Raw genomic sequence first — 23,524 nt, 5'->3', positions numbered from 1 at the left:
TGTGTTTGCCACTCGCGGCACCATGTTGGCCGTTCCGGGCCCGGCTGAGCCGTATCGCCCCACCGAAACGGCCATCCGGCAACGCAAGCCGAGCACCGACCGCCCAGACCGCCCCCGCCCCTCCTCCCAAGGCGGCCTGGGAGGAGGGGCGGGGGCGGTCGGCACCCAAGGCGACTGACTACGGCCACCAGAGTGACCAGCGGTCACCCCGCCCGGCTCCGGGTTTACGGCAGCTCGCGGCGCTCGCCGCTCACAGCAGGACGGGCACGCTCTCCACGCCACCGGCGATCCGGTTGGTCCGCACGCCGATGTCGTCGACGTCCACCGCCAGTCGCATCGTCGGGAAGCGGCGGAACAGGGCGGGAAAGACGGTGCGCAGCTCGACGCGGGCGAGGTTGGCTCCGATGCACACGTGCGCGCCGTGCCCGAAGGCGACGTGCACGTTGGGGGAGCGGCCGGGGTCGAACTCGTCCGGCTCCGGGAACGCGGTCTCGTCGCGGTTGGCGGCGTCCACGGACACCAGGACCGCGTCGCCACGGGCGATGCGCACGCCCGCGATCTCGACGTCCTCGTGCGCGTACCGCAGCAGACCACCGGTGCTGCTCGTCGCCGACAGCCGCAGGATCTCCTCCACCGTCTGCTGCACCTGCCCGTCCGGGTCGGCGGCGAAGGTGTCCCGGCGCCCGAGATCGGTGAGCAGGAACAGCGTGCCCAGCGCGATCCGCGTCGAGGTGGTTTCGTGCCCGGCGAACAGCAGCCCGGCGGCCTGGCGGGCCAGATCCTCGTCGGTGAACGTCGGGTCCTCGGCCTGCACGGCCACCATGTCGGAGATGACGTCGGGCTGCGGATCGGCGCGCTTGATCGCGGCAAGCTCCGCGGTGTAGGCCATGAACTCCCGCATCGCCTCCTGCCCGTCGGCCCTGCCGTCGAGCACGGCGATGCGCTCGGACAGCTGCCGGAAGTGGCCACGGTCGGCGAAGGGCACTCCGAGCAGTTCGCAGATCACCAGGACCGGCAGTGGAAAGGCGAGCAGCTCGGTCAGGTCCACCGGCTCACCGGGGGCGGCTTCGTGCGCCGAGGCCATGTCGTCGAGGCAGCGCTGGGTGAGGTCGTGGATGTGCTCGCCGAGCGCCCGCATCCGCGGGGCCGAGAACGCGGGTGCGAGCATGCGCCGCATCCGCTTGTGGTCGTGTTCCTCGGTTTCGTAGTTCCCGGTGGGGCCCGCCTGCAGCGCCGCGTGCGAGATGCGTGCCGCCTGCTCCGGCGCCGGGTGCGAGCGCCCGAACCGGCGGTCCCGGAACACTTCCCGCACGTGCTCGTAGGAGGTGACCAGCCACGCCGGGTCACCCGCCGGAGTCACCACTCGCGTGAGCGGTGCGCGGCTGCGCAACTTCGCGTAGAGCGGCGGGATCTCCAGCGCGTTGCTCCGGGAAAACGGCAACTGGGGTGCTTCGTGCTCGGTGGTCGTCATGCGCCTTCCTCGGGTTTCGCGGTTGATCGCAGCCTGGCCAGCCAGGCGAGTTCCTCGGTGAGCCGCCTGCTGACCTCGTCCAGGACGGCGCGGCTCCACGGATCGGCCTGCGCGGCGGCGAGCGCGGCGAGCCGGTCGCGCTCGGCGGCGACCGCGCGTTCCCGCGTGCCGAGCACCGCGGCGCGTTCCCGGCCGTCCAGCCTGCTGAAGTTGCCGACCCTGGCGAGGAATTCCTCCTCGTTGAGCGCCAGTTCCTCCGGGAAGTCGGCGAGCAGATCGTGCAACAGCTCCCGGCCCACGTCCGTGATCGTGTAGACGTGGCGCGGCGGCTTGGCCTCCTGCTCCTCCGGGCTCCGCAGCACAGCGCCGGCCTCGACGAACCGCCGCAACGCCGGGTACAGCGAGTTGTTCGACAGCGTGTGCCCGGTCGAGGCTTCGACCGCCTTCCGCAGCTCGTAGCCGTGCAGGGGTTCCCTGGCGAGCCGCGAGAGGAGGAAGATCTCGATCCACACCTAGGTCACCGTAACCTAGGGTTTCGTGACCACGCAACCACCAGCGGTCAGAACCGGTGGAAACCTGGCGTCAGGACGCGAGCGCGGTGGCCGCGGCGTTGCGAATGTGGTCACGCCACAGCGCGCTGGCGGCGTCCGCGTCACGGGCGGCGATGCGCTCCACGACCTGTTCGATCTCGGTGATGCTCGACTGCGGCCTGCCGCGGTGGCCCAGTGACCGGGCGCGCAGCTGCGCGAGCCTGCCATGCAGGAGCCGGGCCTGGGAGTGCAGCACGTCGTTGCCCGCGCCCGAGTACAGCACGTCGTAGAACTTGTTCTTGGTGCTGAGCATACGGCTCACGCGGCCGGATTCGTGTGCCGCCTTGAGCTTGGCCAAGGCGTCTTCGAGCCGGGTCAGCACCTCGTCGGAGGCCCGCTCGACGAACAACCGGACCGCGAAGCACTCCAGCGCTTCGCGAACCTCGTAGATCGCCCTGGCCTCGTCGTCGCTGAGCTGGGCCACCGTGGGGCCCTTGTGCGGGGGGATGACGAGGAACCCTTCCGCCTCCAGCTGGCGGCAGGCTTCACGGATGGTGTTGCGCGAGACGTCGAGCCGCTCGCACAGTTCGCGCTCGACGAGCCGCTGTCCGGGCTTGAGCACGCCGCTGACGATCTCGGCGCGGATGGCCTCGACCGCCTGGGTGCGGACCGGCGCCGCAGCGTGGATCACCTTCACGTACCCAGCGTATTCATTGTCCGATTGTGGGTCAAACCAAATCCGGACGAGAGCGCTATTAACGCAGCTCAGGTGCGTTCAGTTGACCGATTGTGGGACAATCGTCTAGCGTCGTCGGCGTCACCGAAGACCAGAAAGGCGCATCCATGTCCCAGTCGTTGCCGGACACCTCGGCCGAAGGTGTCACCCGCTACGGCCTCTTCATCGGCAACCAGCAGATCGCCCCGATCGAGGGCGAGTACCTCGACGTCGTCAACCCGGCCACCGGCCGCGTGTGGGCCCAGGTGCCCAACGCCTCGGCCAAGGACGTCGACGCGGCGGTGGACAGTGCCCGCCGCGCGTTCGAAGAGGGCGACTGGCCCGGTTACCGCGCGGCGGACCGCGCCAAGTTCCTGATCCGCTTCGGTCAGGCGATCGCCGACAACGCCGACGAAATCGCCCAGCTGCAGGTCGGCGAGAACGGCAAGCTGATCCGCGAAATGGTCGGCCAGGCCAAGCTGATGCCCGAGTACTTCAACTACTACGCGGGCCTGGCGCAGATGCCGACCGGCAGCACGAACCCGCTGCACGTGCAGCAGATGGTCAACTACACGGTGCGCGAGCCGCTCGGCGTGGTCGCCGCGATCACCCCGTGGAACTCCCCGCTGCTGCTGCTGGTGTGGAAGCTCGGTCCGGCGCTGGCCGCGGGCAACACGGTGATCGCCAAGCCGTCCGAGGTCACCCCGGTCTCGGCGATCCGCTTCGCCGAACTCGCCGCCGAGGCCGGTCTCCCGGCAGGCGTGTTCAACGTCGTGACCGGCCTGGGCCACCCGTCGGGCACGGCGCTGACGGGGCACCCGGGTGTGGACAAGGTCGCGTTCACCGGCTCCACCGCCACCGGGCAGGCCATCGCCTCCCAGGCGGGCAAATCGCTCAAGCGGGTGTCGCTGGAACTGGGCGGCAAGTCGCCCAACATCGTGTTCGACGACGCCGACCTCACCAGCGCGGTCAACGGCCTGGTCGCGGGGATCTTCGGCGCCAGCGGTCAGACCTGCATGGCGGGCTCCCGGATCCTGGTGCAGGACACCATCTACGACCAGGTGGTCGAGGAGCTCGTGCGCCGCGCCGAGGCGATCAAGGTCGGCGACCCGCAGGACCCGGCCAGCGAAATGGGCACCATCGCCTCCCGCGCGCAGTACGACAAGGTGCTCTCCTACATCGAGGTCGCCAAGGCCGACGGCGCGCGGCTCGCCGCGGGCGGAACGACCGCCCGGGTCGACGGCTTCCCCGACGGGCTGTTCGTCCGGCCTACCGTGTTCGCCGACGTCACCAACGACATGCGGATCGCGCGGGAGGAGGTGTTCGGCCCGATCGCCTCGGTCCTCCGGTTCTCCGACGAGGAGGACGCCGTGCGCATCGCCAACGACACGGAGTTCGGCCTCGCCGCCGGCGTGTGGACCGGCAACGTGCAGCGCGCGCACCGCGTCGCGGGCCGCCTGCGCGCGGGCACGGTGTGGATCAACAACTACCGCAAGACCTCCTACGCCACCCCCTTCGGCGGCTACAAGCAGAGCGGGCTCGGACGTGAGAACGGCGCCGACGCGCTGCGCGAGTACACCGAGGAAAAAAGCGTCTGGGTGGACACCGGGCAGGGTGTCAAGGACCCCTTCAACCCCCGCGCCTGACACCCCCCGTGAGGAGAAGAACATGACGACATCGGCATCGTCGCCGGACCCGGTCGTGGTGATCGGGGCGGGTATTGCGGGCCTGTCGGCCGCCGTCTCGGCGGCCGAGGAGGGCGCGCCGGTCATCGTGGTGGACCGCGCCGGGCCGCTGGAGGCCGGCGGCAACACGAAGTGGACCTCGGCCTACTTCCGCCTGGACGACGTCTACGAACCCAACGAGTCCTTCGTGGACGAAGTGGTCGCCTTCTCCGGCGGCCGCACCCCGTCCTGGTACGTCGAGGCGCTGGTCGAGCGCCTGCCCGAGACCATGGAGTGGATCCAGGGCCACGGCGCCCGCTTCCGGCGGTTCCCGACCTACTTCATCAACAGCAACCGGCCGCGGCTGCAACCACACGGCGGTGGCGAAGCCCTGCTCACCGCGCTGCGCCCGGTGGCGGAGAAGCTCGGAGTCGAGTTCCGCTACCACACCACGGCACAGAGCCTGGTGACCGCGGCGGACGGCCGGGTCACCGGGCTGCGGGTGAGCGGACCCGGCGGTGAAGACGTCGTGGCGGCCCGCGCGGTGATCATCGCCTCGGGCGGATTCGAGGGCGACCCGACCGCGCTGGGCAAGGAACTCCCCGGCGACGTCAGCACGCTCGTCCCGATCGCCCCCGGCGTGGAGTTCAACAAGGGCGAGGGCATCCGCATGGCGCTCGACGCGGGCGCCCGGCGCGGCGGCCAGTGGGACGGCTTCCACGCCGAACCGGTGGACCCGCGCGCGGACAACCCCGAGGCGCTGGTGATGGTCTTCCCCTACGGCATCCTGGTCAACAAGCTGGGGGAGCGGTTCCTCGACGAGGGGCGCGGCACGGTCGACGAGACCTACGAGAGCACCGCGCGCGCGGTGTGGGCGCAACCCGACGGTATCGCCTACTTCATCACCGACCGCAGGTTCGAGCAGGTCGGTGACCGCGAACGCGGACTGCTGACCGGCCGCAAACCGGTCACCGCCGACAGCCTCGACGAACTCGCCGCGGCACTGGGCCTGCCCGCGCAGCGGCTCGCCGACACCGTCGCCGCCTACAACTCCTCCGTTGTGGACGGTGAGTTCGACTGGCGCCGCCCCGACGGCAAGCACACCGAGGGGCTCACCCCGCCCAAGAGCAACTGGGCGCTCCCGGTCGACGAGGCGCCGCTGCTGGCCTACCCGGTGGCTTGCGCGATCGTGTTCACCTTCGGTGGCCTGGAGACCGACGCGGACGCCCGTGTGGTCGACGAGCAGGGCGCGCCGATCCCCGGCCTGTACGCGGCGGGGGAATGCACCGGCATCTACCACGACAAGTATCCCGGCGGCACGTCCGTGCTGCGCGGCATGGTGTTCGGGCGGGTGGCGGGCCAGACCGCCGCCACCGCCTGAGCTCTTCCTGGAGGATCCATGACGGCTCCCATCTCGGTGCCGGCGAAGGCACCGGCCGGCAAGGCGCCCGGCAAGTTCCGCACGTTGTTCGGCGCGGGAATCGGCAACACGCTCGAGTGGTACGACTGGAGCGTCTACGCCATCTTCGCGCCCTTCTTCGCCAAGCAGTTCTTCGTCGGCGGCAACGCCACCAGCGCGCTGCTGTCCACATTGGCCGTGTTCGCGGTCGGCTTCCTGATGCGACCGCTGGGCGGGTTCTTCTTCGGCTGGCTCGCCGACCGCCGCGGGCGAAGGTTCTCCCTGACCACCTCGATGGTCACCATGGCCGCGGGCAGTCTCATCATCGGGGTCGCGCCCACCCACGACACGGTCGGCGTCGGCGCGGCGGTGATCCTGCTGCTGGCCCGGTTGCTGCAGGGCCTGGCCCACGGCGGGGAGATCGCCGCGTCCTACACCTACGTCGCCGAGATCGCCCCGACCGCGCGCCGCGGGCTGTGGTCGACCAGTCTCTACATCTCGGTCACCGCGGGTATCGTGCTCGCCTCGCTGATCGGCGCGGCCGGCTCCAGCCTGTTCGGTGAACAGGCCCTGCGCGACTGGGCCTGGCGCGTGCCGTTCCTCATCGGCGGTGTCCTCGGGCTCGTCGGTCTCTACCTGCGGCGCACGCTTCAGGAGACCGAGGCCTACTCCGAAGCCGCGACTCCGCGCAGCACCCGCGAGTTGCTGCGTGCCCTGGCCCGCAACAAGAAGAGCCTCGCCCGGATCCTCGGGCTCACCGCGGGCGTCACCGTCGTGTACTACATCTGGGCGGTCGGCATCTCCGGGTTCGCCATCGACGCGCACGGCGTCGACGCGACCGCCGGATTGTGGGCCACCGTCGCGGCCAACGTGTTCTTCATGATCACGCTGCCGCTGTGGGGCAAGCTGTCCGACCGCTTCGGGCGCAAACCGGTCTTCATCGCCTACGGGGTGGCGTTCCTGGTGCTGTCGTTCCCGCTGATGGCCCTGATCAACGATTCGGCGCTCCGGCTCGGGCTCCTCATGGGCGTCGCGTTGTTCTTCCTCGGCGCGTTCGTCGGCATCATGCCCGCCTACTTCGCCGAGCTGTTCCCCACCGAGGTCCGCGCCTCCGGCGTCGGCGTGCCCTACTCGGTGATGGTCGCGATCTTCGGCGGCACCGCGCCCTACGTCCTGACCTGGCTGCACGCGCACCAGCTGGACTGGCTGTTCTCCTGCTACCTGGTGGTGCTGGTCGCGATCGGCCTGATCACCACCCTGCTCACCCCCGAGACGAAGGGCAGGCCCCTGACGTGAAACCGCTGTCGAGCCGGGCGGCCTCGATCCGCCCGTCGCCGACGCTGTCGCTCAATGCCCAGCTCACCGCCCGGCGTGCCGCGGGGGAGGAGGTGCTCAACCTCTCCGTCGGCGAACCCGATTTCCCGATGCCCGGGCTCGCACGCGAGTACGCGCTCAAGGCCATCGCGGACGGGCACAACCGCTACACCGATGTCGCGGGGATTCCCGAACTGCGCGAACGGGTCCGGCGCAAGCTCGCCGAGGACAACGGACTGGAGTACGCGCCGGGCGACATCGTCGTGGCCAACGGTGCCAAGCACGCGCTGTACAACGCGTTCCTGGCGCTGTGCGAGGACGGCGACGAGGTCGTGATCCCCGCCCCGTACTGGGTGACCTACCCCGAACAGGTGCGGCTCACCGGCGCCGAGCCGGTCATCGTGCCCACCGCGTCGAAGCTCACCGCGCGGCAGCTGGAGGCGGCGGTGACCCCGCGGACGAAGGTGGTGGTGCTCAACAGTCCGGGCAACCCGACCGGCGCCACCTACACGCGGCCGGAACTGGACGCACTCGCCGACGTCGTCCTGCGGCACGACCTCTACGTCGTGGAAGACCTGATCTACGAGTACTTCCACTACGACGACGGCGCGGTCCCCAGCATCGCCGCGCTCGGACCGGAGCTGAAGGACCGTACCGTCGTCGTCAACGGCGTGTCCAAGAGCTGCGCGATGACGGGGTGGCGCATCGGCTACGCGGCCGCGCCACCGGAGATCGCCCAGCTGATCCGGCGGCTGCAGGGCCAGGCGACGTCGAACGTGTCGGTCGTCGCCCAGTACGCGGCGATCGGCGCGATGGACGACGTGCCGTGGGAGGCGATCAAGTCCTACCGTGACCGCCGCGACGTCGCCCACGAACGCCTCACCGCGATCGACGGCATCCGGTGCGAGCGGCCGACGGGAGCGTTCTACCTCTTCCCCGACGTCTCCACCGTGCTCGGCGGACGCACCGCGGACGAGTTCTGCGCCCGCCTGCTCGCCGAAACCGGCGTCGGACTGGTGCCGGGCACCGGCTTCGGCGCGCCCAGCCACATCCGGCTCAGCTACGCCGTGGACCTGCCCGTGCTGGAGACCGCGCTCGACCGCCTGGCGGCCTTCGCGTCCGGATGACGGACGCGGGGGCCGTCATCGACCGGGCTGGGCCTCAGCTGATGCCCGGCCACCGGCCCTCGCCCGCGAGGCGCCGGGTGACTTCGACGATCCCGTCCCGCACCGCGGCCACGGCTTCACGTGGTTCGTAGACCTCGGTCGCGGTGCGGATCGCGACGTGACGGCGCAGCACCGGTCCCACGATCCGGCGCACGCCCAGCTCGTGCGGGTTCCCGTGTTCCCGCACGACCGACAGCGGCAGGATCGTGCACGCCTCGCCGCGGGCGGCGATGCGGATCATCGTGCCCAGCGACTCGACATCGGCGACGATCGTGGGCACGAGGCCGTGGGCGGCGAACGCGCGGTCGACCAGGGTGCGCAGATTGCTGCGCGCGCCCGGGGTGACCAGGGGGACCGCGCGCAGCCACGGAAGCGGCACCTCCTCCGCGGAGTCCGGACGTGGATCGGGCTGGCCGACCAGGTACAGCTCTTCGGAGTAGAGCGGCACCTCGGCCGCCCGTGGCGCGTCGTCCTCCCGGAACACCGCGGCCAGGTCCAGCCTGCCCGCCAGCAGCAGTTCGTGGATGTAGCCGCTCATCGACTCGAACAGCTGCAGGTGGATGCCCGGGTGCCGGGCCTTCGTCCAGGAGAACAGGGCCGGGGCGAGCGGCGCGGCCACCGTGGTCGGCAACCCGACGGCGACCGGGCCGCGCAGGCGGTTCCCGCCCTCGGCGACATCACGCGAAAGCCGGTCGAACTGCCGCACGAGCTGCTGCGCGTCGCGGTAGAGCGTGGTGCCGGCGGGGGTGGGCAGCACCCCGCGCGGGCCACGCACCAGCAGCTGCACCCCGAGCTGGGTTTCCAGCTGCGCCATGCGCTGGCTCAGCGCCGGCTGCGACACGTGCAGCCCGCCCGCGGCGCGGGACAGGCTGCCCGCGTCGACGACGGCGATGAAATCCCGCAGGTGGGCGATGTCCACGACGCCCGCCTCTCTCATCGTGCCGCGCGGTCGGCCTCCCGGACGATCCGGCGGGCGCGTTCGGTGACCGGACGGTCGATCATCTCACCGTCCGCCAGCGCCGCGCCATCGGCGGTCACGGCCAGTACCCGCCGTGCCCAGGCCAGCTCGTCGGCCGTGGGGGCGAACGCCGCATGGACCAGCGGGACCTGTGCGGGATGAATGCATAGTTTGCCCCCGAAACCCCAGGCACTGGCCCGGCGCGCGTCCCGCGTGACGGTGCCGGGGTCCCGGACGGCGGTGGTGACGCCGTCCACCGGCTGCGGCAGTCCACGGGCCGCCGACCAGCGGACCAGGTCAGCGCGGGCGGTGTCCAGCGCCGCGTCGTCGCTGGTTCCGAGGTCGAGGGCGAGGTCGATGCTGCCGAACAGCAACCGCACCACGCCGTCCGCGGTGGTGAGGTCGGGCAGGCCGACCAGGCCGCGGGCCGTCTCGACCAGCGCGAGCACCGGTGCGCCGCTCGCCTCGGCGGCAGCCCGCACGTCGTCGGCGGTTTCGGTCTTGGGCAGCACGACGGCGGCCGGGCCCAGCTCACGGCAGGCGGCGAGGTCCGCCGCGCTCTCCGTGCTCCGCAGACCGTTGACACGGACCACGACCGGGACCCCGGCCGAGCCCGGCCAGTGCCGCGACAGGTTGGCCCTGGCTGCGGCCTTGTCGCCCGCGGCCACGGCGTCTTCGAGATCGATCACGACGACGTCGGCGCCGCTGGCCGCCGCCTTCGCGAAGCGTTCCGGGCGGGAGGCCGGGACGAACAGCCAGCTCACCGCCGTCGGCAGCAGGTTCACGCCACGCCCTCCGCCACGAGCGCGTCGATCTCGGCGTCGCTCATCCCGAGCCCGGCCAGGATCGCCCGCGTGTGCTGGCCGACGCCGGGCACGGCGTCCATCCGCGCGTCCCCGGGGGACAGGCCGGGCAACGCCGGCGAGCGCACCGGCCCGGCCGGGGTGTCCACCTGGTGCCAGCGTCCGCGCGCGGCCAGCTGCGGGTGGTCCCAGACCTCGCCGACGGAGTTGACCCTGGCGTTGGCGACCGGCACCGCGGTGAGCAGGTCGAGGGCTTCGCTGCTGGTCAGCTCGGCGAGACGCCGCGCGATGATCGAGCCCAGCGCCTCCCGGTGGGCGTTGCGGTCGGAGTTGGTGGCGTAGTCGGGGTGATCGGCCACCTCGGGCCTGCCCAGGAACCGTTCGCAGAACAGGCGCCATTCGCGCTCGTTCTGGATGGCCATCATGACGACCTTCCCGTCGCCCGCGGTGAACGGCCCGTACGGGTAGATCGTGGCATGCGCCGCGCCCGCGCGCGGCGGCGGCTGCCCGCCGTCGTAGGCGTAGTACATCGGGAAACCCATCCATTCCACCGTGGCCTCCAGCATGGACACGTCGATGTGCGTGCCGGTGCCGGTCCGTCCGCGCTCCAGGAGCGCGGCCAGGATGCAGCTGTAGGCGTACATGCCCGCGGCGATGTCGGACACCGAGATGCCGACCTTGGCGACGTCGGCGGGCGTGCCGGTGACCGAGAGCAGCCCGGCTTCGCTCTGCACCATGAGGTCGTAGGCTTTCCTGGTTTCGTAGGGACCGGGGGAGCCGTAGCCGGAGATGTCGCACACGATCAGGCGGGGATCGTTCTCCCGCAACGCTTCGGCGCCGAGCCCCGCGCGAGCCGCCGCCCCGGGCGCCAGGTTCTGGATGAACACGTCCGCGCCGTCGATCAGCTGCCGCAGCACCGCCCTGCCGCGCGGGTCCTTGATGTCGAGCGTGAGCGATTCCTTGTTGCGGTTGACCCACACGAAGTGCGACGACAGGCCGTGCACGCGGGAGTCGTAGGCGCGGGCGAAGTCCCCGGTGCCGGGCCGCTCCACTTTGATCACCCGCGCCCCCAGATCGGCGAGGTGCCTGCTGGCGTAGGGGGCGGCGATGGCCTGCTCCAGGGAAACGACGGTCACTCCACGCAGCGGTTGCATGTCCACTCTCCCGGTACCGGTGTCACACCACGAAACTCAGGCCCATGACCAGAACCAGCGACACCAGCGACGCCAGGGAGGTCACGAACGTGAGTGCTTTCAGCGCTCCCCGGGTGGTCACCCCGAGCAGCGTCTGGAACATCCAGAAGAAGTTGCTGTTGAGCTGCAACGCGAACAGCGCGCCGGAGCCGATCGCGAGCGCGAGCACCTCGGGCGGGATGCCGAGCCCGCCCATGATCGGGGCGAGGATGCCCGCCGCCGCGATGCCTGCCACCGCGATCGAGCCGATCGCGAAGTGCAGGACGGCCGCGACCAGCCACACGAGCAGGACCGTCAGCACGGCGTGCACCCCGGCGTCGGCGGAGAACAGCCCGGACAGCACGTCGTCCAGGTCGGTTTCGCCGATGACCGCGCCGAGCGAGCCACCGACACCGGTGACCAGCAGGATCTGGCCGGTGGAGCCGAACCCCTTCGACATCGTGCCGGCCAGCCCATCACGGCCCAACGTCCGGCGGGCCAGGGCGTAGGCGCCGACGAGACCGGCGAACAACGCGAACACCGGATCGCCGAGGAAGGCGATCACGTCGGACTGCACGCCCGCCGCCTCGGTGATGGCCCCGAACGCGATCAGCAGCAGCGGCACCACGATCGGCAGCAGTGACACCGGCAACGGCGGCAGCGGGCGCTTCGCCCGCGGCTCCTGCTCCGCGTCCGCGGGGGTTTCGGCGACCGCGGAGGTTTCGTCCTTGTCCGCGTTCCAGAACCCGCGCCTGAGCAGGCGGCTGTAGACGAACATGGTGAGCAGGGCGGTCAGCGGGCCGAGGACGAAGCCGTACAGCAGGATCGTGCCCAGCGGCACGTGCAGCAGCCCGGCGATCGCCACGGTGCCCAGGCCCGGCACCACGAACACGTAGCCGACCAGGATGCCGGTGGTGAGCGCGCCGCCCATCATCGCCAGGCCGCCTCGTCCCAGGTGCGGGGCCGCCGACCGGGCCAGCGGCGCGGCGAGCACGAGCTGGACGTCCACGTAGATCGACGGGAAGATGGTGCTCAGCGCGACCGCGAGCGCGTAGGGCAGTTTGCCGGGGCCGAGTGCGTTCAGCAGTTTCTCGACCACTTTGGACAGCGCGCCCATCGCGTGCAGCAGTGAGCCCAGGAGCACGCCGAACCCGATGAGCAGTCCGACCTCGGTCATGATGTCGCCGAAGCCCTCGGCGATCGTGGTGATGGTCTTCTCGAAGCCGAGCCCGGCGGCGAGTCCCAGGTAGACCGAGCCTGCCACCAGCGAGATCACCGGATCCACCCGTACCACCAGGATCAGCACGATCACCACGGCGATCGCGATCGCCGCATGCAACACGACCATGTGTCAAGTCCTCTCCGACGGGCCGCACGATCCAAACACGACCCGCCGGAGCGCGGTAGACGGTGATCGACAAGACCGGTATAAGACCGGCTTATAGGCCAGGAGCTGGGCCTCAGCGGCGGGACTCGATGGTCATCCCGCCCGTGGTCACCGCCCGGATGTGGTCACTGGCGAGCATGTCGTGCGGATAGCCGAGGTCGATCGCGCTCACCTCGTCCAGGCGGGCCAGCTGAGCGGCGGTGAGATCGACCTCCAGCGCGCCCAGGTTTCCCGCCAGCTGCTCCGGCGTGCGGGCGCCGATGACCGGTGCCGTCACGCCCGGGTTCCGCAGGGTCCACGCCAGCGCCACCTGGGCCGGTGTGTGTCCCACCTCCGCGGCGACCTCCCGGACGACGTCGGCGATGGCCAGGGTGCGTTCGGTGACCATGCCCAGGCCCGCGTTGAAGCTCCGGCGGCCGCCCGCGCCGGCGTTCGTCGCGGTCAGGTCCGCGCGGCTGTACTTGCCGGAGAGCACACCGCCGCCCAGCGGCGAATACGGCGTCACCCCCAGCCCCATCGCCCGCGCCATCGGGATCAGGTCCCGTTCCCCGCCCCGGTTGATGAGGCTGTACTCGATCTGCAGCGCGACCAGCGGCGACCAGCCGCGCAGATCGGCGATCGCCTGCATGCGCGAGATCTCCCAGGCCGGCACGTTGGACATCGCCACGTAGAGGACCTTGCCCTGCCGCACCACGTCGTCCAGGCCGCGCAGGATCTCCTCGACCGGTGTCTTGAAGTCCCACACGTGCAGGAAGAGCAGGTCGAGGTAGTCCGTGCGCAACCGGCGCAGGCTGGCCTCCACCGAGGCGAACAGGCTCTTGCGGTGGGCGCCGCCGGAGTTCGGGTCGCCGGGCCGCCCCAGCGTCGTGTACTTGGTCGCCAGCACCAGGCTCTCGCGGCGGTCGCGGACGAAGTCCCCCAGCATGCGCTCGGAGCTGCCGTCGGTGTAGGTGCCCGCGGTGTCGATGAAGTTCCCGCCGCGCTCGAGGTAGGTGTCGAACAGTTCGCGTGCGCCGTCCTGCCCGGTGCCCCAGCCCCACTCGGTGCCGAAGGTCGCCGTGCCCAGGGCCAGTGGTGAGACCCGCAGCCCGGAGCGGCCCAGCAGCCGGTAGGTGTCGAGGGTGAGCGGCATCGTGTCCTCCTGTGCTCGTGATCGTCGGGCACCAGCCTGCGACCCCTACGGGCCCGGGGTAAGGGAAGGAACTTCCTGGGAATAGCAGTCCCACCTCCGGTGGTTGCACCGGCCGTGATCACCGGCACCGTGGACGCGACGCAGGAGCTGGCCGCGTTCCTGCGGACCCGGCGCGAACGACTGGACCCGCGGGACGCGGGCATCCCCGCGGGACGGCGGTCGCGGCGCACCCCGGGACTGCGCCGCGAAGAGGTCGCCGAACTGGCCGGGATCAGCGTCGACTACGTGGTGCGGCTGGAACAGGCCCGTGGGCTGCGGCCCTCGGCGGAGGTCGTGGAGGCGCTGGCCAGTGCGCTGCGCCTGGTCCCGGACGAACGCGCCTACCTCTTCGACCTGGCCCGGCACCGTCCCCGCGAGACCGGCAAACCCGCGACCACCGCGGAACCCTCGCTGGCCCGCCTGGTCGCCGATCTGTCACCGCGGCCGGCCATGCTGATGAACCACCGCTTCGACATCCTCGCCTGGAACGTGGAACTGGCGCGGCTGCTCCTGGACTTCGACGCCCTGCCGCCGCCGCAGCGCAACGCGATGTGGTTGTGCCTGCTGCGGCCGGAGATGCGCGAGTTCTACGTCGACCGCGACCGCGTCCTGCGGGAGGGAGTCGCCCACCTGCGCGCCGCGTGGGCCGCGCACGCGGAGGACCCGGTGCTGGCCGCCCTCATCACCGAATGCCTCACCCGCGACGAGGAGTTCGCGCGGTTGTGGGGCGAGCGGGCGGTCCGGGTCAACGGCCGGGGACGCAAGGTGCTGCGCCATCCCGACGCCGGCCTGCTCACCGTCGAGTTCGAAACACTCACCCCGCAGCAGGACCCGGACCAGCGGCTGGTGATCTACCGCGCCGCGGACGAGGAGAGCCAGTCGGCACTGGACCGGCTGGGCGCACGGTGACGCGCGGAGCCTGACGAAACTTCACTCGCTGACCTCGAACGATGGACTAAACCACGGGGGTATACACGGCAGGTATACCCGTCCGGTATAGTCGCCGTCACGCCCGGGATGCCGGGGTCGAGGAGGGAAACAGGGGAATGTCGGTTTCGCATACCTTGCTCGCGTTGCTCGAACCGGGCCCGCGGCATGGCTACGACCTGAAACGGGCCTACGACGAGCAGTTCGGGCAGGACCGGCCGCTCGCCTACGGCCAGGTCTATTCGACGCTGTCGCGGCTGCTGCGCAACGGCATGGTCGAAGTGGCGGGTATCGAGAGCGGCGAGGGGCCCGAGCGCAAGCGGTACACGATCACCGACGCGGGGATCACCGACGTCGAGACGTGGCTGAGCACTCCGGAAAGCCCGCAGCCGTACCTGCAGAACACGCTCTACACGAAGGTGGTGCTCGCGCTGCTGTCCGGGCGCAGCGCCTCCGACGTGCTCGACGTCCAGCGCGGCGAGCACCTGAAGATGATGCGCTCGCTCACCCGGCGCAAGAACGGGGGCGACCTCGCCGATCAGCTGATCTGCGATCACGCGCTCTTCCACCTCGAGGCGGACCTGCGGTGGCTGGAGCTCACCGCCGCGCGCCTCGGTGAACTCGAGAAGGCGGTGCGCTGATGACCACGCCGGAAACCCCGTTGCTCGCCGGCAGCGGATTGCACAAGTCGTTCGGCCCGACGCGGGCGCTCGACGGGGCGGCGCTGTCCGTCGCGGCGGGCGACGTGCTCGCGATCATGGGCTCATCCGGATCGGGCAAATCGACGCTGCTGCACTGTCTTGCCGGCATCGTGCGGCCGGACTCGGGCACCATCACCTACGGCGGCGCCGATCTCATCGCGATGGACGACAAGGCGCGGAGTGCGTTGCGGCGCACCGAATTCGGCTTCGTGTTCCAGTTCGGCCAGCTCGTGCCCGAGTTGTCCTGCCTGGAAAACGTCGCGCTCCCACTGCGGCTGACCGGGACCAGGCGCAAGCAGGCCGAGGCCAAGGCGACCGAATGGCTCGCCCGGCTGGAGGTCGACGGACTGGCCAAGCGCCGCCCCGGCGACGTGTCCGGTGGGCAGGCGCAGCGGGTCGCGGTGGCGCGTGCACTGGTGACCGGGCCGAAGGTGGTCTTCGCGGACGAGCCGACCGGCGCGCTCGACTCGCTCAACGGCGAACGGGTCATGCAGATGCTCACCCAGGCGGCGCGGGACACACACGCCGCGGTGGTGCTGGTGACCCACGAACCACGGGTCGCGGCGTACGCGGACCGGGAGATCATGGTGCGGGACGGGCGCACGGTCGACCGGGAGCTGGTCGCATGATGCGGGACCTGGCGCTGGGGCTCCGGCTGGCCGTCGGGGGCGGCCGGATGTCCGGCGCGGCGCTGCTGCGCCTCGCGATGACCGCGTTCGGGATCGCGCTCGCGGTCGCCGTGCTGCTGCCCGCGGCGGCGTTTCACCACCTGGTCGGCGCACAGGCGGAACGGGCGGCGGCGATCGCGCCGGTCACCGAGCCGCGCGCGGGTGTCGCCCCGTTGCTGACCTACAACTGGTATCCGTCGGTCGGCGACGATTTCGTCGAAGTCACCGCGGTCGCGGCCACCGGGCCGGACTCGCCGGTGCCGCCGGGCACCGACCGGGTGCCTGCGCCGGGCGAGCTGATCGTCTCGCCGGAGCTCGCCGCGAAGCTGGCCTCGGCCGACGGAGCCTCGTTGCAAGCCCAGTTGCCCGGGCACGTCGCCGGACAGCTGTCCATGGAGGGCGTTTCCGGCGCGGGTGACCTGACCGCCTACTACGGGGTGCCCGCCGCGCAGATCGAGGCCGAAGGCGACGAAGCCGGCAGGGTCTACGCGTTCGGCAAGCCCTACACCGGGCTCGGGCTGTCGGCGGCGATGCTGGCCGTCATCGTGCCGGTGGCGGCGGTGCTGCTGCTGCCGTTGCTGATCTTCGTGACCACCGCGTCGCGGATGGGGGCGGCGCAGCGCGAACGCCGGCTCGCCGCCCTGCGGCTGATCGGGCTCGATTCGCGGCAGGTCAAACGGGTCGCCGCGGCGGAGTCGCTGGTGGGCGCGGTGATCGGGCTCGCGGCCGGCTTCGGGTTCTTCGCCGTGCTGCGCACGTTCGTCGCGGACATCCTGCCGTTCGGCCTGCGGATCTTCCCGGAGGATTTCGTGCCGCCCTGGCCGCTGGTCGTGGTGATCGTGCTGCTGGTGCCCGCGCTCGCGGTCGGCTCGGCGATGTTCGGGCTGCGCCGCACGATCGTGGAGCCGCTCGGTGTGGTCCGTCAGGGCAAACCGGTGCGGCGGCGGATGTGGTGGCGCTGGACACTCACCGCGATCGGCGTGCTGCTCCTGGCCGCGACCCTGGCCCTCGACGGTGGTAACGACGCCGCCGCGCTGGCGCTCGCGGCCGGCAGTGTGTTCCTGCTGATCGGCGTTACGGCCCTGCTTCCGTGGCTGGTCGAACGGCTGGTGGAGCGGCTGCGCGGTGGCCCGCCGTCGTGGCAGCTCGCGATCCGGCGGCTGCAGCTGGACAGCGGCACGGCCAGCCGCGTGGTGTCCGGCCTGGTCGTCGTGCTGGCCGGCACGATCATGGCCCAGGGAGTGATCACCTCGCTCAGCGCCAGTGCCAGTGAGCGGACGGCGCCGGACGGGGTGGCCGCGGCTCCGGTGCGGGTGCTGACGACCGCCGAACACGAGGCCGAGGTCGCCGAGCTGGCGGGATCGGCGGCCGGGGTGACCGGAACGCATCCCGTCCGGAACATCACCTTCCGGTCCGGCGAGGAGCGGATCTACGGCACGGTCGGCGACTGCGTGGGGCTGCGGGTGCAGGCGAACATCGGCGACTGCGCCGACGGGGACGTCTTCTACGTCGCGTCGTCGCCGGGCGCCACCGCCCAGTCCGGGACGGTCCCGTCCGGCACCGTGCGGCTGCAGGGCTATTCCCGCACCACTGAGGTGGACGGTCCGCAGTGGACGGTTCCGGGCAACGTCAAGATCGTGCAGCCGGACGACACGACCTATGGTGTCGAGGGTGACCTGATGGTCACGCCGGGTGCCCTCGATGGGCTCACGGTCCCGGGCTCGACGGTTCTCGTCTACGTATCGGGCACCGGTGATCCGCAGGCACTGACCGACGCCGTCGCGACGGCCGTCAAGCCGCTCGCGTGGAACGCCACGGTCAGCAAGAGCGACTACCTCGGCGACTACCGCGATCGCGAACAGCAGCTGGTCGAGAGTTTCCGGTCGGTGCTGATCACCGCGTCGCTGTTCGTGCTCGCGGTGGCCGCGATGAGCCTGCTGATGTTGTCCATCGAGCAGATCAGCGAACGACGACGACCGCTCGCGGCACTGTCCGCGGCCGGGGTGCCGATCGGGGTGCTGGCTCGCGGAGCGCTGTGGCAGACCGGAATCCCGGTGGTGATCGGCGTGGTGCTGGCGGTCGCCGCGGGACTCGGGCTGACCGCGCCGATGCTGCGGCTGGCCGACCGGCCGATGGTCATCGACGTTCCGGTGCTGTTCGTGCTGGCCGCCGCGACGGTGGCGGCGGTCCTGCTGGTGACCGGGCTGACCATGCCGTTGCTGCGGCAAGTGACCCGATTGGACACCCTGCGCTCGGAATGAGCCGGGCCGTCCACGGCATCGCCATGGCCGGCGGCGCGGGGGGTGGCCGCCGGCCGTGCCGGGCTGACCGGGCTTGTCGCCCGTGGCACGCACGGGCGACAAGCCCGGTCAGCCCGGCACGACGACCGCGCGCGTGCGCCCCTCGTGCGCCCATGCCTCGCCGACACGGCTGAGCGGGTACACGGTGTAGGGCACGTCGAAGGTTCCGTCGGCGAACCGGGCGAGCATGTCCGGGAACGCCGTGATCATCCGCGCCTTCGAGACCGAGCCCGCGCCACTGCCGGTGATCCGGATCCGCCTGCTGCGCAGCAACGCCGCGGGCAGCGCCGCCTCGGTTCCGGCGAGCGAGCCGATCTGCACGTAGTCGACGGGGTCTTCGGCGCCGGTCCCGCCCAGTGCGGCGAAGGCGGCCTCGGCGACGGGACCCCACACGAAATCGAGCACGAGCGCGGGCTGCGCCGCGTCCACGGCAGCACCGAGAGCGCCTGCCCAGGTATCGGCCCGGGCGAGCGGCACGGTGACGGCACCGGCGTCCTCCAGCCGCTCCAGTGCCTCGCGGTCGCGCCCGGCCGCGACGACCTGTTTCGCGCCGAGTGCCAGCGCCGCCCGCACGGCCAGGCTGCCCGAAGCGCCGGTCGCGCCGAGCACCAGCACCGTGCCCAGCTCGCCCACCTCCTCCATCCGGGCGGCCAGCGGCATCCAGCCCGCCGAGGCGGGGTTTATGCCGGCGGCGACGGCCAGCGGATCGGCTCCGGCGGGCACCTCGACCTCGAACGGGGTGACCAGCCGCTCGGCCATCGTGCCCCACGGCGACCGGGGGAGGCCGGTGTACACCAGGCGCCCGTCACTGGTCCGCGCCACGGCGTCGATGCCCGGCACGAGTGGATACCTCTGGCGGCTGCCGTAGTGGCGGCCGGTGGCCAGCCCGCGCACGACGTGGTGCAGACCGGCGCCGACCAGCTGCAACGGCGCCCGGTCCGGCTGGTGTTCGGGTTCCGGGAAGTCCGCGCAGACCGGCGGCGCTTCCGGGGTGTTCATGACCGCGGCTCGCATCTCCAGCTCCTTAACTAAGTTCAGTCGGGGATGTGCCCACCGTGCCTGAACTTTGTTAAGGTGTCAACCGTGGCGAAGGGCATCACGCGGGAACGAATCGTGGCGGCGGCACTCGACCTGCTCGACGAGAAGGGCATGGACGCTCTCACCGTCCGTGCGCTGGCGTCCCGGCTCGGGGTCGCGGCCCCCGCGTTGTACTGGCACGTCCGCAACAAGCAGGAGCTGCTCGACGAAATGAGCACGACTGTCATGCGCCGTGTCACCGACGCGCTGTCGTCGGTTCCGTCCGGCGCCGGCTGGCGGGACGATCTCCTCACCTACGGCCGGGTGCTGCGCTCGCAATACCTGCGGCACCGGGACGGCGCGCGCATTTTCAGCGGCACGCGCTTCTCCGATCCCGACGTGGTGAAGGCCAAGGAGTCCTGGCTCGCGCGCTTGACCGATGCCGGGTTCTCACTGGCCGGGGCGGACGACGCCGTCGACCTGATCACCGCCGTCGTCGTCGGCTTCGTCATCGAGGAGCAGGAGCGCGGCCACTCGGCGGACCGGTACGCGCCCGACGAGCGCGACGCGTGGCTGGGTGACGGTGCCGATCTGGTCAAAGCCGCCGGCCACCTCCGCGACGACGGCGACCGCAGGTTCGACCGGCAACTCGGCATCGTGCTCGACGGGCTGGGGGCCCGGCTGAGCTGACGTCGGCAGGTTCCCGCTGCTTCCGCGCGTGAGCCGGATGAGGTGTTCGTTCCCGGCCAACGGATGCCATTGCCTACCGGTATCGGCTTCGTCGTAGCCGGCGCGCTTCTCGGCGGGGGCATCACGACCGCCGTCTCGCCGACCACGATATCCAGCTCGTCGCCTCGGTCGGCCACCAGGACGAGCACGGTGAGCGGGAGTATCCCAAGTTCCTGCCGAAAAGCATCCGCTGGGGCCGGTTGGTCGATGTGGGCCGAGAAGGACGCTGTGGGCAGGCGCGGCAAGGAGGTGGTGAACCGGCTGTTGTCGCGGAAGTCTCGACGGTGCGCACCCCGATCATGCGCGACGGGTTCACCGGTCGGCCGCCAGCACCGCCGCGAGGCCCTCCCGCAGGTCTTGGACGAAGTACTCGCGAACCTCCAGTGAGGGGAAGTGCCCTCCGGCTTCGGGGGAGCGCCACCGGACGATCTGCCGGTACCGCTCGCGTGCCCAGGGGCGTGGGTACTTTTCGATGTCGCGGGGATAGATGGTGATGGCGGAGGGGATGTCGACGCGGAGCTCGGGGTCGAGCGAGTTGTGGCTTTCGTAGTAGATGCGGGCCGCCGACGCGCCGGTCCGGGTCAGCCAGTACAGGGTGACGTCGTCGAGAATGCGGTCCCGGGAAATCCTCTCGAACGGGCTGTCTGCGGTGTCGGACCACTCGGCGAACTTGTCGAGGATCCAGGCGAGCAGCCCGACCGGTGAGTCGACGAGCGAGTAGCCGATGGTCTGGGGCCGCGTCGCCTGCTGTTTCGCATACGCCGCGTGGTGGCGCCAGAAATGGTGCGTTTCCTCGGTCCAGCGGCGCTCGGCCGCGGTCAGCCCGTCCGTCGTCAAACCGGGCGGTGCTTCCGCGAACGTGGTGTGGATGCCGAGAACGTGTGCCGGGAACCGGCCGCCGAGCACCGTGGTGATGTTGCCTCCCCAGTCACCGCCGTGCGCGACGAACTCGCGGTAGCCGAGCCGCCCCATGAGTTCCACCCAGGCGGCCGCGATCTTCTCGGTTCCCCACCCGGTGGTGGCCGGTTTGCCGCTGTACCCGAACCCCGGCAGCGAGGGAACCACGACGTGGAACGCGGGCGCACGCGTGTCTTCCGGATCCGCCAGCTCGTCGACCACGTCGACGAATTCGGCGATGCTGCCCGGCCAGCCGTGGGTCAGGATCAGCGGAGTGGCGTCCGCGCGCGCGGATCTGCGGTGCAGGAAATGGATCCCCAGCCCGTCGATGGTCGTGCGGAACCGGCCGATCCGGTCGAGGCGCTCTTCGAACGACCGCCAGTCGTAGGCGGTGCGCCAGTAGTGCACGAGATCGACGAGGTCGGCGAGCGGAACGCCCTGGTCCCACCGGCGAGCGGCGGGAACCGTCTCGGCCTCCGGCAGCCGCGCCGCGGCCAGCCGCGCGCTCAGATCGTCGAGGTCGGCGTCGGGTGCGTGGGCTTGGAAAGCCCGCACGTCGCTGGTCGAACGGAGCATCGGACCTCCTCGGTCACGGAACCGGCTAAGACGGTTCTAGCAGCACGACAGGACGTCACGCAACCGGCTAAGGTGGTTCCATGAGTGCCGAGTTCCCCGAGTTCCGCCTCGGTAGCGTGCTGGCGACCAGCTTCACGGCGACGTTGACGGAGCGCCGCGGCGAACCCGTGGAGCGCATTCCCACGCCACGGCGACTCGTCGACTGGCTGGTGGTGAGCGGTCTCGATGTGGACTCCTGCACCCCGGCCCAGTTCGACCGCGCGCGGGAACTGAGGGAGTCGATCCATGCCGCCGCGACGGCGGCCGCGTTGCGGAATGCGCTGCCGTCCGCCGCTGTCGACATCATCAACGACTGCAGCGCCCGGGGCCGGGCATCGGCAGCCCTGACCCCCGAAGGCGCGCGACGGTGGCGGCTCAGTTCGCCATCGCGGGTGGAAGACGCGCTCGGCGTCATCGCCGCCGACGCGATCAGCATCATCGCGGGCGAACGAGACGGGAGACTCGCCCTGTGCGCGTCGCCGACGTGCCAGGCTGCCTTCTTCGACACCAGCCAGAGCCGCACCCGTCGATGGTGCGAGATGAACACGTGCGGGAATCGTCAGAAGAAGGCGCGCTTCAACGCCAAGCAGCGCAAGGAATCCGCGTCGTCGGAGTGAGCGAACCCGTGGTGGATCGGCGGCCGGGACTCGCGGACGCCGCGGCGGTCCGCGCGCGGCAGGTTCCACTGGCCGGGGTGCCGGGCGAACAGCGTGATCGTGCCGGTGATGGCGAGGGTCGCCCGTGGCGCGGGCTCCCGCCACGGGCGGCGGCCCGGTAGAGCTGCTCCGCCCGTCTGGCGCGACCTTGCCCGGCCGCACCGGGTCCCACCGACTTCCTCGGCTTCACCGCCCAGGCCAGGGTTGACAACCCCGAGAGCGTCATGGCTAGATGTCTAGACGTATTGGAGACCTGGCCGACGACGTCTGGGGAGTATCCGTGACCACCGCTCGACGCTCCACGGCCCTGTTCGTGGTGCTCCTGCTCGCACTGGCGGGCTGCTCGACCGGCCTGGAGACCAGGCCCGACAACACGACCCAGACCGATGAGGTCCGCGTCGGCGCGCTGATGTACGCCCGGGACCTGGAGTTCTGGCAACTCGTGGAGGCCGGCATGCGCCAGGCGGCCGCCGAGGCCGGTGTGCCGCTGCACGTCGACGTCTCCGACCGCAAACTGCAGAACGAGAGCCAGGTCCTGGACACGATGTACGCGCGCGGCGACAACGTGCTGCTCGTCGCGCCCTACGACGGGGAAGCCTCCGCCGCCGCGCTCCGCCGGGCGCGGGCACGGGGACAGACGATCGTGCAGTACGACGAACGCGTGCGGGACGCCTCCTTCGGCTACTTCGTCGGCGTGGACCAGAAAGCGCTCGGCGAAGCCGTCGGCCGGGTCGCGCAGAGCTACCTCGACAGCATGTTCGGCGGGCACGCCAAGGTCGCCCTGCTCACCGGCGAGACCGAATCGCACGGTCCGCCCCGCCGGGAGGCGTTCCTGGCCCAGGCGACCGGTGCCGAGGTGGTCACCACCGCCGAGGCCGTCGGCTCACCGGAGAAGGGCGCCGAAGCGTTCGCGACCGTGCTGCAGAGCCACCCCGAAACCCAGCTCGTGTTCGCCTGGAACGGCGCGGCACTGCAGGGAGCGGCCACGGCGGCCGCCCGGATGCACTCGCCGGTGAAGATCGTCGGCGTCGACATGTCCCGCCGGCTCGCCGATCTGCTGGCCCGCCCGGACTCGCCGGTGCTCGCCGTCGCCGACCAGGACGCCTACCAGGTCGGGTACCAGACGCTGCGGACCGGCGTCGCCCTCGCCCGCTCGCAACCGGTGCCGCCGACCTCCAGTGTGGACCCGGTCATCTACCGCAACGGCGACCGGCAGGCGCTCGACACCTTCTACTCCGAACTCGACAACCGCTGATCCGTCCAC

General features: G+C 71.0%; 21 protein-coding genes. 11 read left to right on the top strand and 10 right to left on the bottom strand.

Features of this window, described 5'->3' with window-relative positions; genetic code table 11:
• Nucleotides 1–250: 250 nt before the first annotated feature.
• The 3 genes from HNR02_RS28645 to HNR02_RS28635 form a co-directional block, all read right to left on the bottom strand.
• Entirely contained in the window at nucleotides 251–1,471 is a 1,221-nt protein-coding gene (locus tag HNR02_RS28645; RefSeq protein ID WP_179776700.1) for a cytochrome P450, read from the bottom strand.
• Nucleotides 1,468–1,983 (bottom strand): PadR family transcriptional regulator, encoded by a 516-nt coding sequence (locus tag HNR02_RS28640; RefSeq protein WP_179776699.1) that lies wholly within the window; start codon nucleotides 1,981–1,983, stop codon nucleotides 1,468–1,470. Before HNR02_RS28640 ends, HNR02_RS28645 begins: the two co-directional genes overlap by 4 nt.
• 70 nt (nucleotides 1,984–2,053) lie before the next feature.
• Nucleotides 2,054–2,698, bottom strand: coding sequence for a GntR family transcriptional regulator (locus tag HNR02_RS28635; protein ID WP_179776698.1), 645 nt, complete (start codon nucleotides 2,696–2,698; stop codon nucleotides 2,054–2,056).
• Nucleotides 2,699–2,844: 146 nt separating this feature from the next.
• On the opposite strand from HNR02_RS28635, the gene HNR02_RS28630 reads away from it, so the two are divergent.
• The 4 genes from HNR02_RS28630 to HNR02_RS28615 are packed head-to-tail and all read left to right on the top strand — an operon-like array spanning nucleotide 2,845 to nucleotide 8,220.
• Nucleotides 2,845–4,362 carry an aldehyde dehydrogenase gene (locus HNR02_RS28630; protein WP_179776696.1) on the top strand — a complete coding sequence of 506 codons (1,518 nt, stop codon included), beginning with the start codon at nucleotides 2,845–2,847 and terminating at the stop codon, nucleotides 4,360–4,362.
• A 22-nt stretch (nucleotides 4,363–4,384) separates the two neighbouring features.
• On the top strand, nucleotides 4,385–5,761 hold the full coding sequence (tcuA, locus tag HNR02_RS28625; protein ID WP_179776695.1) for an FAD-dependent tricarballylate dehydrogenase TcuA: 1,377 nt from the start codon (nucleotides 4,385–4,387) through the stop codon (nucleotides 5,759–5,761).
• A gap of 18 nt (nucleotides 5,762–5,779) precedes the next feature.
• Nucleotides 5,780–7,075 (top strand): MFS transporter, encoded by a 1,296-nt coding sequence (locus tag HNR02_RS28620; protein WP_179776693.1) that lies wholly within the window; start codon nucleotides 5,780–5,782, stop codon nucleotides 7,073–7,075.
• Nucleotides 7,072–8,220 carry a pyridoxal phosphate-dependent aminotransferase gene (locus HNR02_RS28615; protein ID WP_179776691.1) on the top strand — a complete coding sequence of 383 codons (1,149 nt, stop codon included), beginning with the start codon at nucleotides 7,072–7,074 and terminating at the stop codon, nucleotides 8,218–8,220. Before HNR02_RS28620 ends, HNR02_RS28615 begins: the two co-directional genes overlap by 4 nt.
• Nucleotides 8,221–8,254: 34 nt before the next feature.
• On the opposite strand, the gene HNR02_RS28610 is transcribed toward HNR02_RS28615, so the two are convergent.
• The 5 genes from HNR02_RS28610 to HNR02_RS28590 all read right to left on the bottom strand — a co-directional run bounded on the left by HNR02_RS28610 (nucleotide 8,255) and on the right by HNR02_RS28590 (nucleotide 13,711).
• Nucleotides 8,255–9,196, bottom strand: coding sequence for a LysR substrate-binding domain-containing protein (locus tag HNR02_RS28610; RefSeq protein ID WP_218914306.1), 942 nt, complete (start codon nucleotides 9,194–9,196; stop codon nucleotides 8,255–8,257).
• Entirely contained in the window at nucleotides 9,193–10,002 is an 810-nt protein-coding gene (locus HNR02_RS28605) for an HpcH/HpaI aldolase/citrate lyase family protein (protein WP_312861202.1), read from the bottom strand. Before HNR02_RS28605 ends, HNR02_RS28610 begins: the two co-directional genes overlap by 4 nt.
• Complete coding sequence (locus HNR02_RS28600; RefSeq protein ID WP_179776690.1) at nucleotides 9,999–11,174, bottom strand: CaiB/BaiF CoA transferase family protein; 1,176 nt, start codon at nucleotides 11,172–11,174, stop codon at nucleotides 9,999–10,001. The genes HNR02_RS28605 and HNR02_RS28600 overlap by 4 nt, the downstream gene beginning before the upstream one ends.
• A 22-nt stretch (nucleotides 11,175–11,196) precedes the next feature.
• Entirely contained in the window at nucleotides 11,197–12,540 is a 1,344-nt protein-coding gene (locus HNR02_RS28595; RefSeq protein WP_179776688.1) for a GntP family permease, read from the bottom strand.
• Nucleotides 12,541–12,652: 112 nt separating this feature from the next.
• Nucleotides 12,653–13,711 (bottom strand): aldo/keto reductase, encoded by a 1,059-nt coding sequence (locus HNR02_RS28590; protein ID WP_179776686.1) that lies wholly within the window; start codon nucleotides 13,709–13,711, stop codon nucleotides 12,653–12,655.
• 114 nt (nucleotides 13,712–13,825) lie between these two features.
• On the opposite strand from HNR02_RS28590, the gene HNR02_RS28585 reads away from it, so the two are divergent.
• From HNR02_RS28585 to HNR02_RS28570, 4 genes are all read left to right on the top strand, one after another.
• Nucleotides 13,826–14,659: a helix-turn-helix transcriptional regulator gene (locus tag HNR02_RS28585; protein WP_179777906.1), complete on the top strand. Its 834-nt coding sequence runs from the start codon at nucleotides 13,826–13,828 to the stop codon at nucleotides 14,657–14,659.
• Between the two features lie 137 nt (nucleotides 14,660–14,796).
• On the top strand, nucleotides 14,797–15,318 hold the full coding sequence (locus HNR02_RS28580) for a PadR family transcriptional regulator (RefSeq protein ID WP_179776684.1): 522 nt from the start codon (nucleotides 14,797–14,799) through the stop codon (nucleotides 15,316–15,318).
• Complete coding sequence (locus tag HNR02_RS28575) at nucleotides 15,318–16,007, top strand: ABC transporter ATP-binding protein (RefSeq protein ID WP_179776683.1); 690 nt, start codon at nucleotides 15,318–15,320, stop codon at nucleotides 16,005–16,007. Before HNR02_RS28580 ends, HNR02_RS28575 begins: the two co-directional genes overlap by 1 nt.
• The gene (locus HNR02_RS28570) at nucleotides 16,004–18,307 is read left to right on the top strand and encodes an FtsX-like permease family protein (RefSeq protein WP_179776682.1); all 2,304 of its coding nucleotides are present in this window, start codon (nucleotides 16,004–16,006) and stop codon (nucleotides 18,305–18,307) included. The genes HNR02_RS28575 and HNR02_RS28570 overlap by 4 nt, the downstream gene beginning before the upstream one ends.
• Nucleotides 18,308–18,415: 108 nt before the next feature.
• Here the strand turns inward: HNR02_RS28570 and HNR02_RS28565 are convergent, their stop codons facing one another.
• Nucleotides 18,416–19,360: a quinone oxidoreductase family protein gene (locus HNR02_RS28565; RefSeq protein ID WP_218914305.1), complete on the bottom strand. Its 945-nt coding sequence runs from the start codon at nucleotides 19,358–19,360 to the stop codon at nucleotides 18,416–18,418.
• 69 nt (nucleotides 19,361–19,429) lie between these two features.
• Between HNR02_RS28565 and HNR02_RS28560 the strand changes: the two genes are divergently transcribed.
• Nucleotides 19,430–20,053, top strand: a complete 624-nt coding sequence (locus tag HNR02_RS28560; protein ID WP_312861201.1) for a TetR/AcrR family transcriptional regulator C-terminal domain-containing protein — start codon at nucleotides 19,430–19,432, stop codon at nucleotides 20,051–20,053.
• 351 nt (nucleotides 20,054–20,404) lie between these two features.
• Here the strand turns inward: HNR02_RS28560 and HNR02_RS28555 are convergent, their stop codons facing one another.
• Entirely contained in the window at nucleotides 20,405–21,565 is a 1,161-nt protein-coding gene (locus HNR02_RS28555; protein WP_179776679.1) for an epoxide hydrolase family protein, read from the bottom strand.
• 80 nt (nucleotides 21,566–21,645) lie between these two features.
• Between HNR02_RS28555 and HNR02_RS28550 the strand changes: the two genes are divergently transcribed.
• On the top strand, nucleotides 21,646–22,221 hold the full coding sequence (locus HNR02_RS28550; RefSeq protein WP_179776677.1) for a CGNR zinc finger domain-containing protein: 576 nt from the start codon (nucleotides 21,646–21,648) through the stop codon (nucleotides 22,219–22,221).
• A 319-nt stretch (nucleotides 22,222–22,540) separates the two neighbouring features.
• On the top strand, nucleotides 22,541–23,515 hold the full coding sequence (locus HNR02_RS28545) for a sugar ABC transporter substrate-binding protein (protein ID WP_179776676.1): 975 nt from the start codon (nucleotides 22,541–22,543) through the stop codon (nucleotides 23,513–23,515).
• Nucleotides 23,516–23,524 lie beyond the last annotated feature (9 nt).

Origin of the sequence: Amycolatopsis endophytica, assembly GCF_013410405.1 — a bacterium.
GTDB lineage: Bacteria > Actinomycetota > Actinomycetes > Mycobacteriales > Pseudonocardiaceae > Amycolatopsis_E > Amycolatopsis_E endophytica.
This window is presented reverse-complemented; position numbering and strand designations above follow the sequence as displayed.

Bases quoted from the DNA above. Each gene is read 5' to 3' on its own strand.
- HNR02_RS28645 (WP_179776700.1), bottom strand. From the start codon at position 1,471: ATGACGACCACCGAGCACGAAGCACCCCAGTTGCCGTTTTCCCGGAGC.
- HNR02_RS28630 (WP_179776696.1), top strand. From the start codon at position 2,845: ATGTCCCAGTCGTTGCCGGACACCTCGGCCGAAGGTGTCACCCGCTAC.
- tcuA (WP_179776695.1), top strand. From the start codon at position 4,385: ATGACGACATCGGCATCGTCGCCGGACCCGGTCGTGGTGATCGGGGCG.
- HNR02_RS28620 (WP_179776693.1), top strand. From the start codon at position 5,780: ATGACGGCTCCCATCTCGGTGCCGGCGAAGGCACCGGCCGGCAAGGCG.
- HNR02_RS28610 (WP_218914306.1), bottom strand. From the start codon at position 9,196: ATGAGAGAGGCGGGCGTCGTGGACATCGCCCACCTGCGGGATTTCATC.
- HNR02_RS28600 (WP_179776690.1), bottom strand. From the start codon at position 11,174: ATGCAACCGCTGCGTGGAGTGACCGTCGTTTCCCTGGAGCAGGCCATC.
- HNR02_RS28595 (WP_179776688.1), bottom strand. From the start codon at position 12,540: ATGGTCGTGTTGCATGCGGCGATCGCGATCGCCGTGGTGATCGTGCTG.
- HNR02_RS28590 (WP_179776686.1), bottom strand. From the start codon at position 13,711: ATGCCGCTCACCCTCGACACCTACCGGCTGCTGGGCCGCTCCGGGCTG.
- HNR02_RS28580 (WP_179776684.1), top strand. From the start codon at position 14,797: ATGTCGGTTTCGCATACCTTGCTCGCGTTGCTCGAACCGGGCCCGCGG.
- HNR02_RS28575 (WP_179776683.1), top strand. From the start codon at position 15,318: ATGACCACGCCGGAAACCCCGTTGCTCGCCGGCAGCGGATTGCACAAG.
- HNR02_RS28570 (WP_179776682.1), top strand. From the start codon at position 16,004: ATGATGCGGGACCTGGCGCTGGGGCTCCGGCTGGCCGTCGGGGGCGGC.
- HNR02_RS28565 (WP_218914305.1), bottom strand. From the start codon at position 19,360: ATGCGAGCCGCGGTCATGAACACCCCGGAAGCGCCGCCGGTCTGCGCG.
- HNR02_RS28555 (WP_179776679.1), bottom strand. From the start codon at position 21,565: ATGCTCCGTTCGACCAGCGACGTGCGGGCTTTCCAAGCCCACGCACCC.
- HNR02_RS28550 (WP_179776677.1), top strand. From the start codon at position 21,646: ATGAGTGCCGAGTTCCCCGAGTTCCGCCTCGGTAGCGTGCTGGCGACC.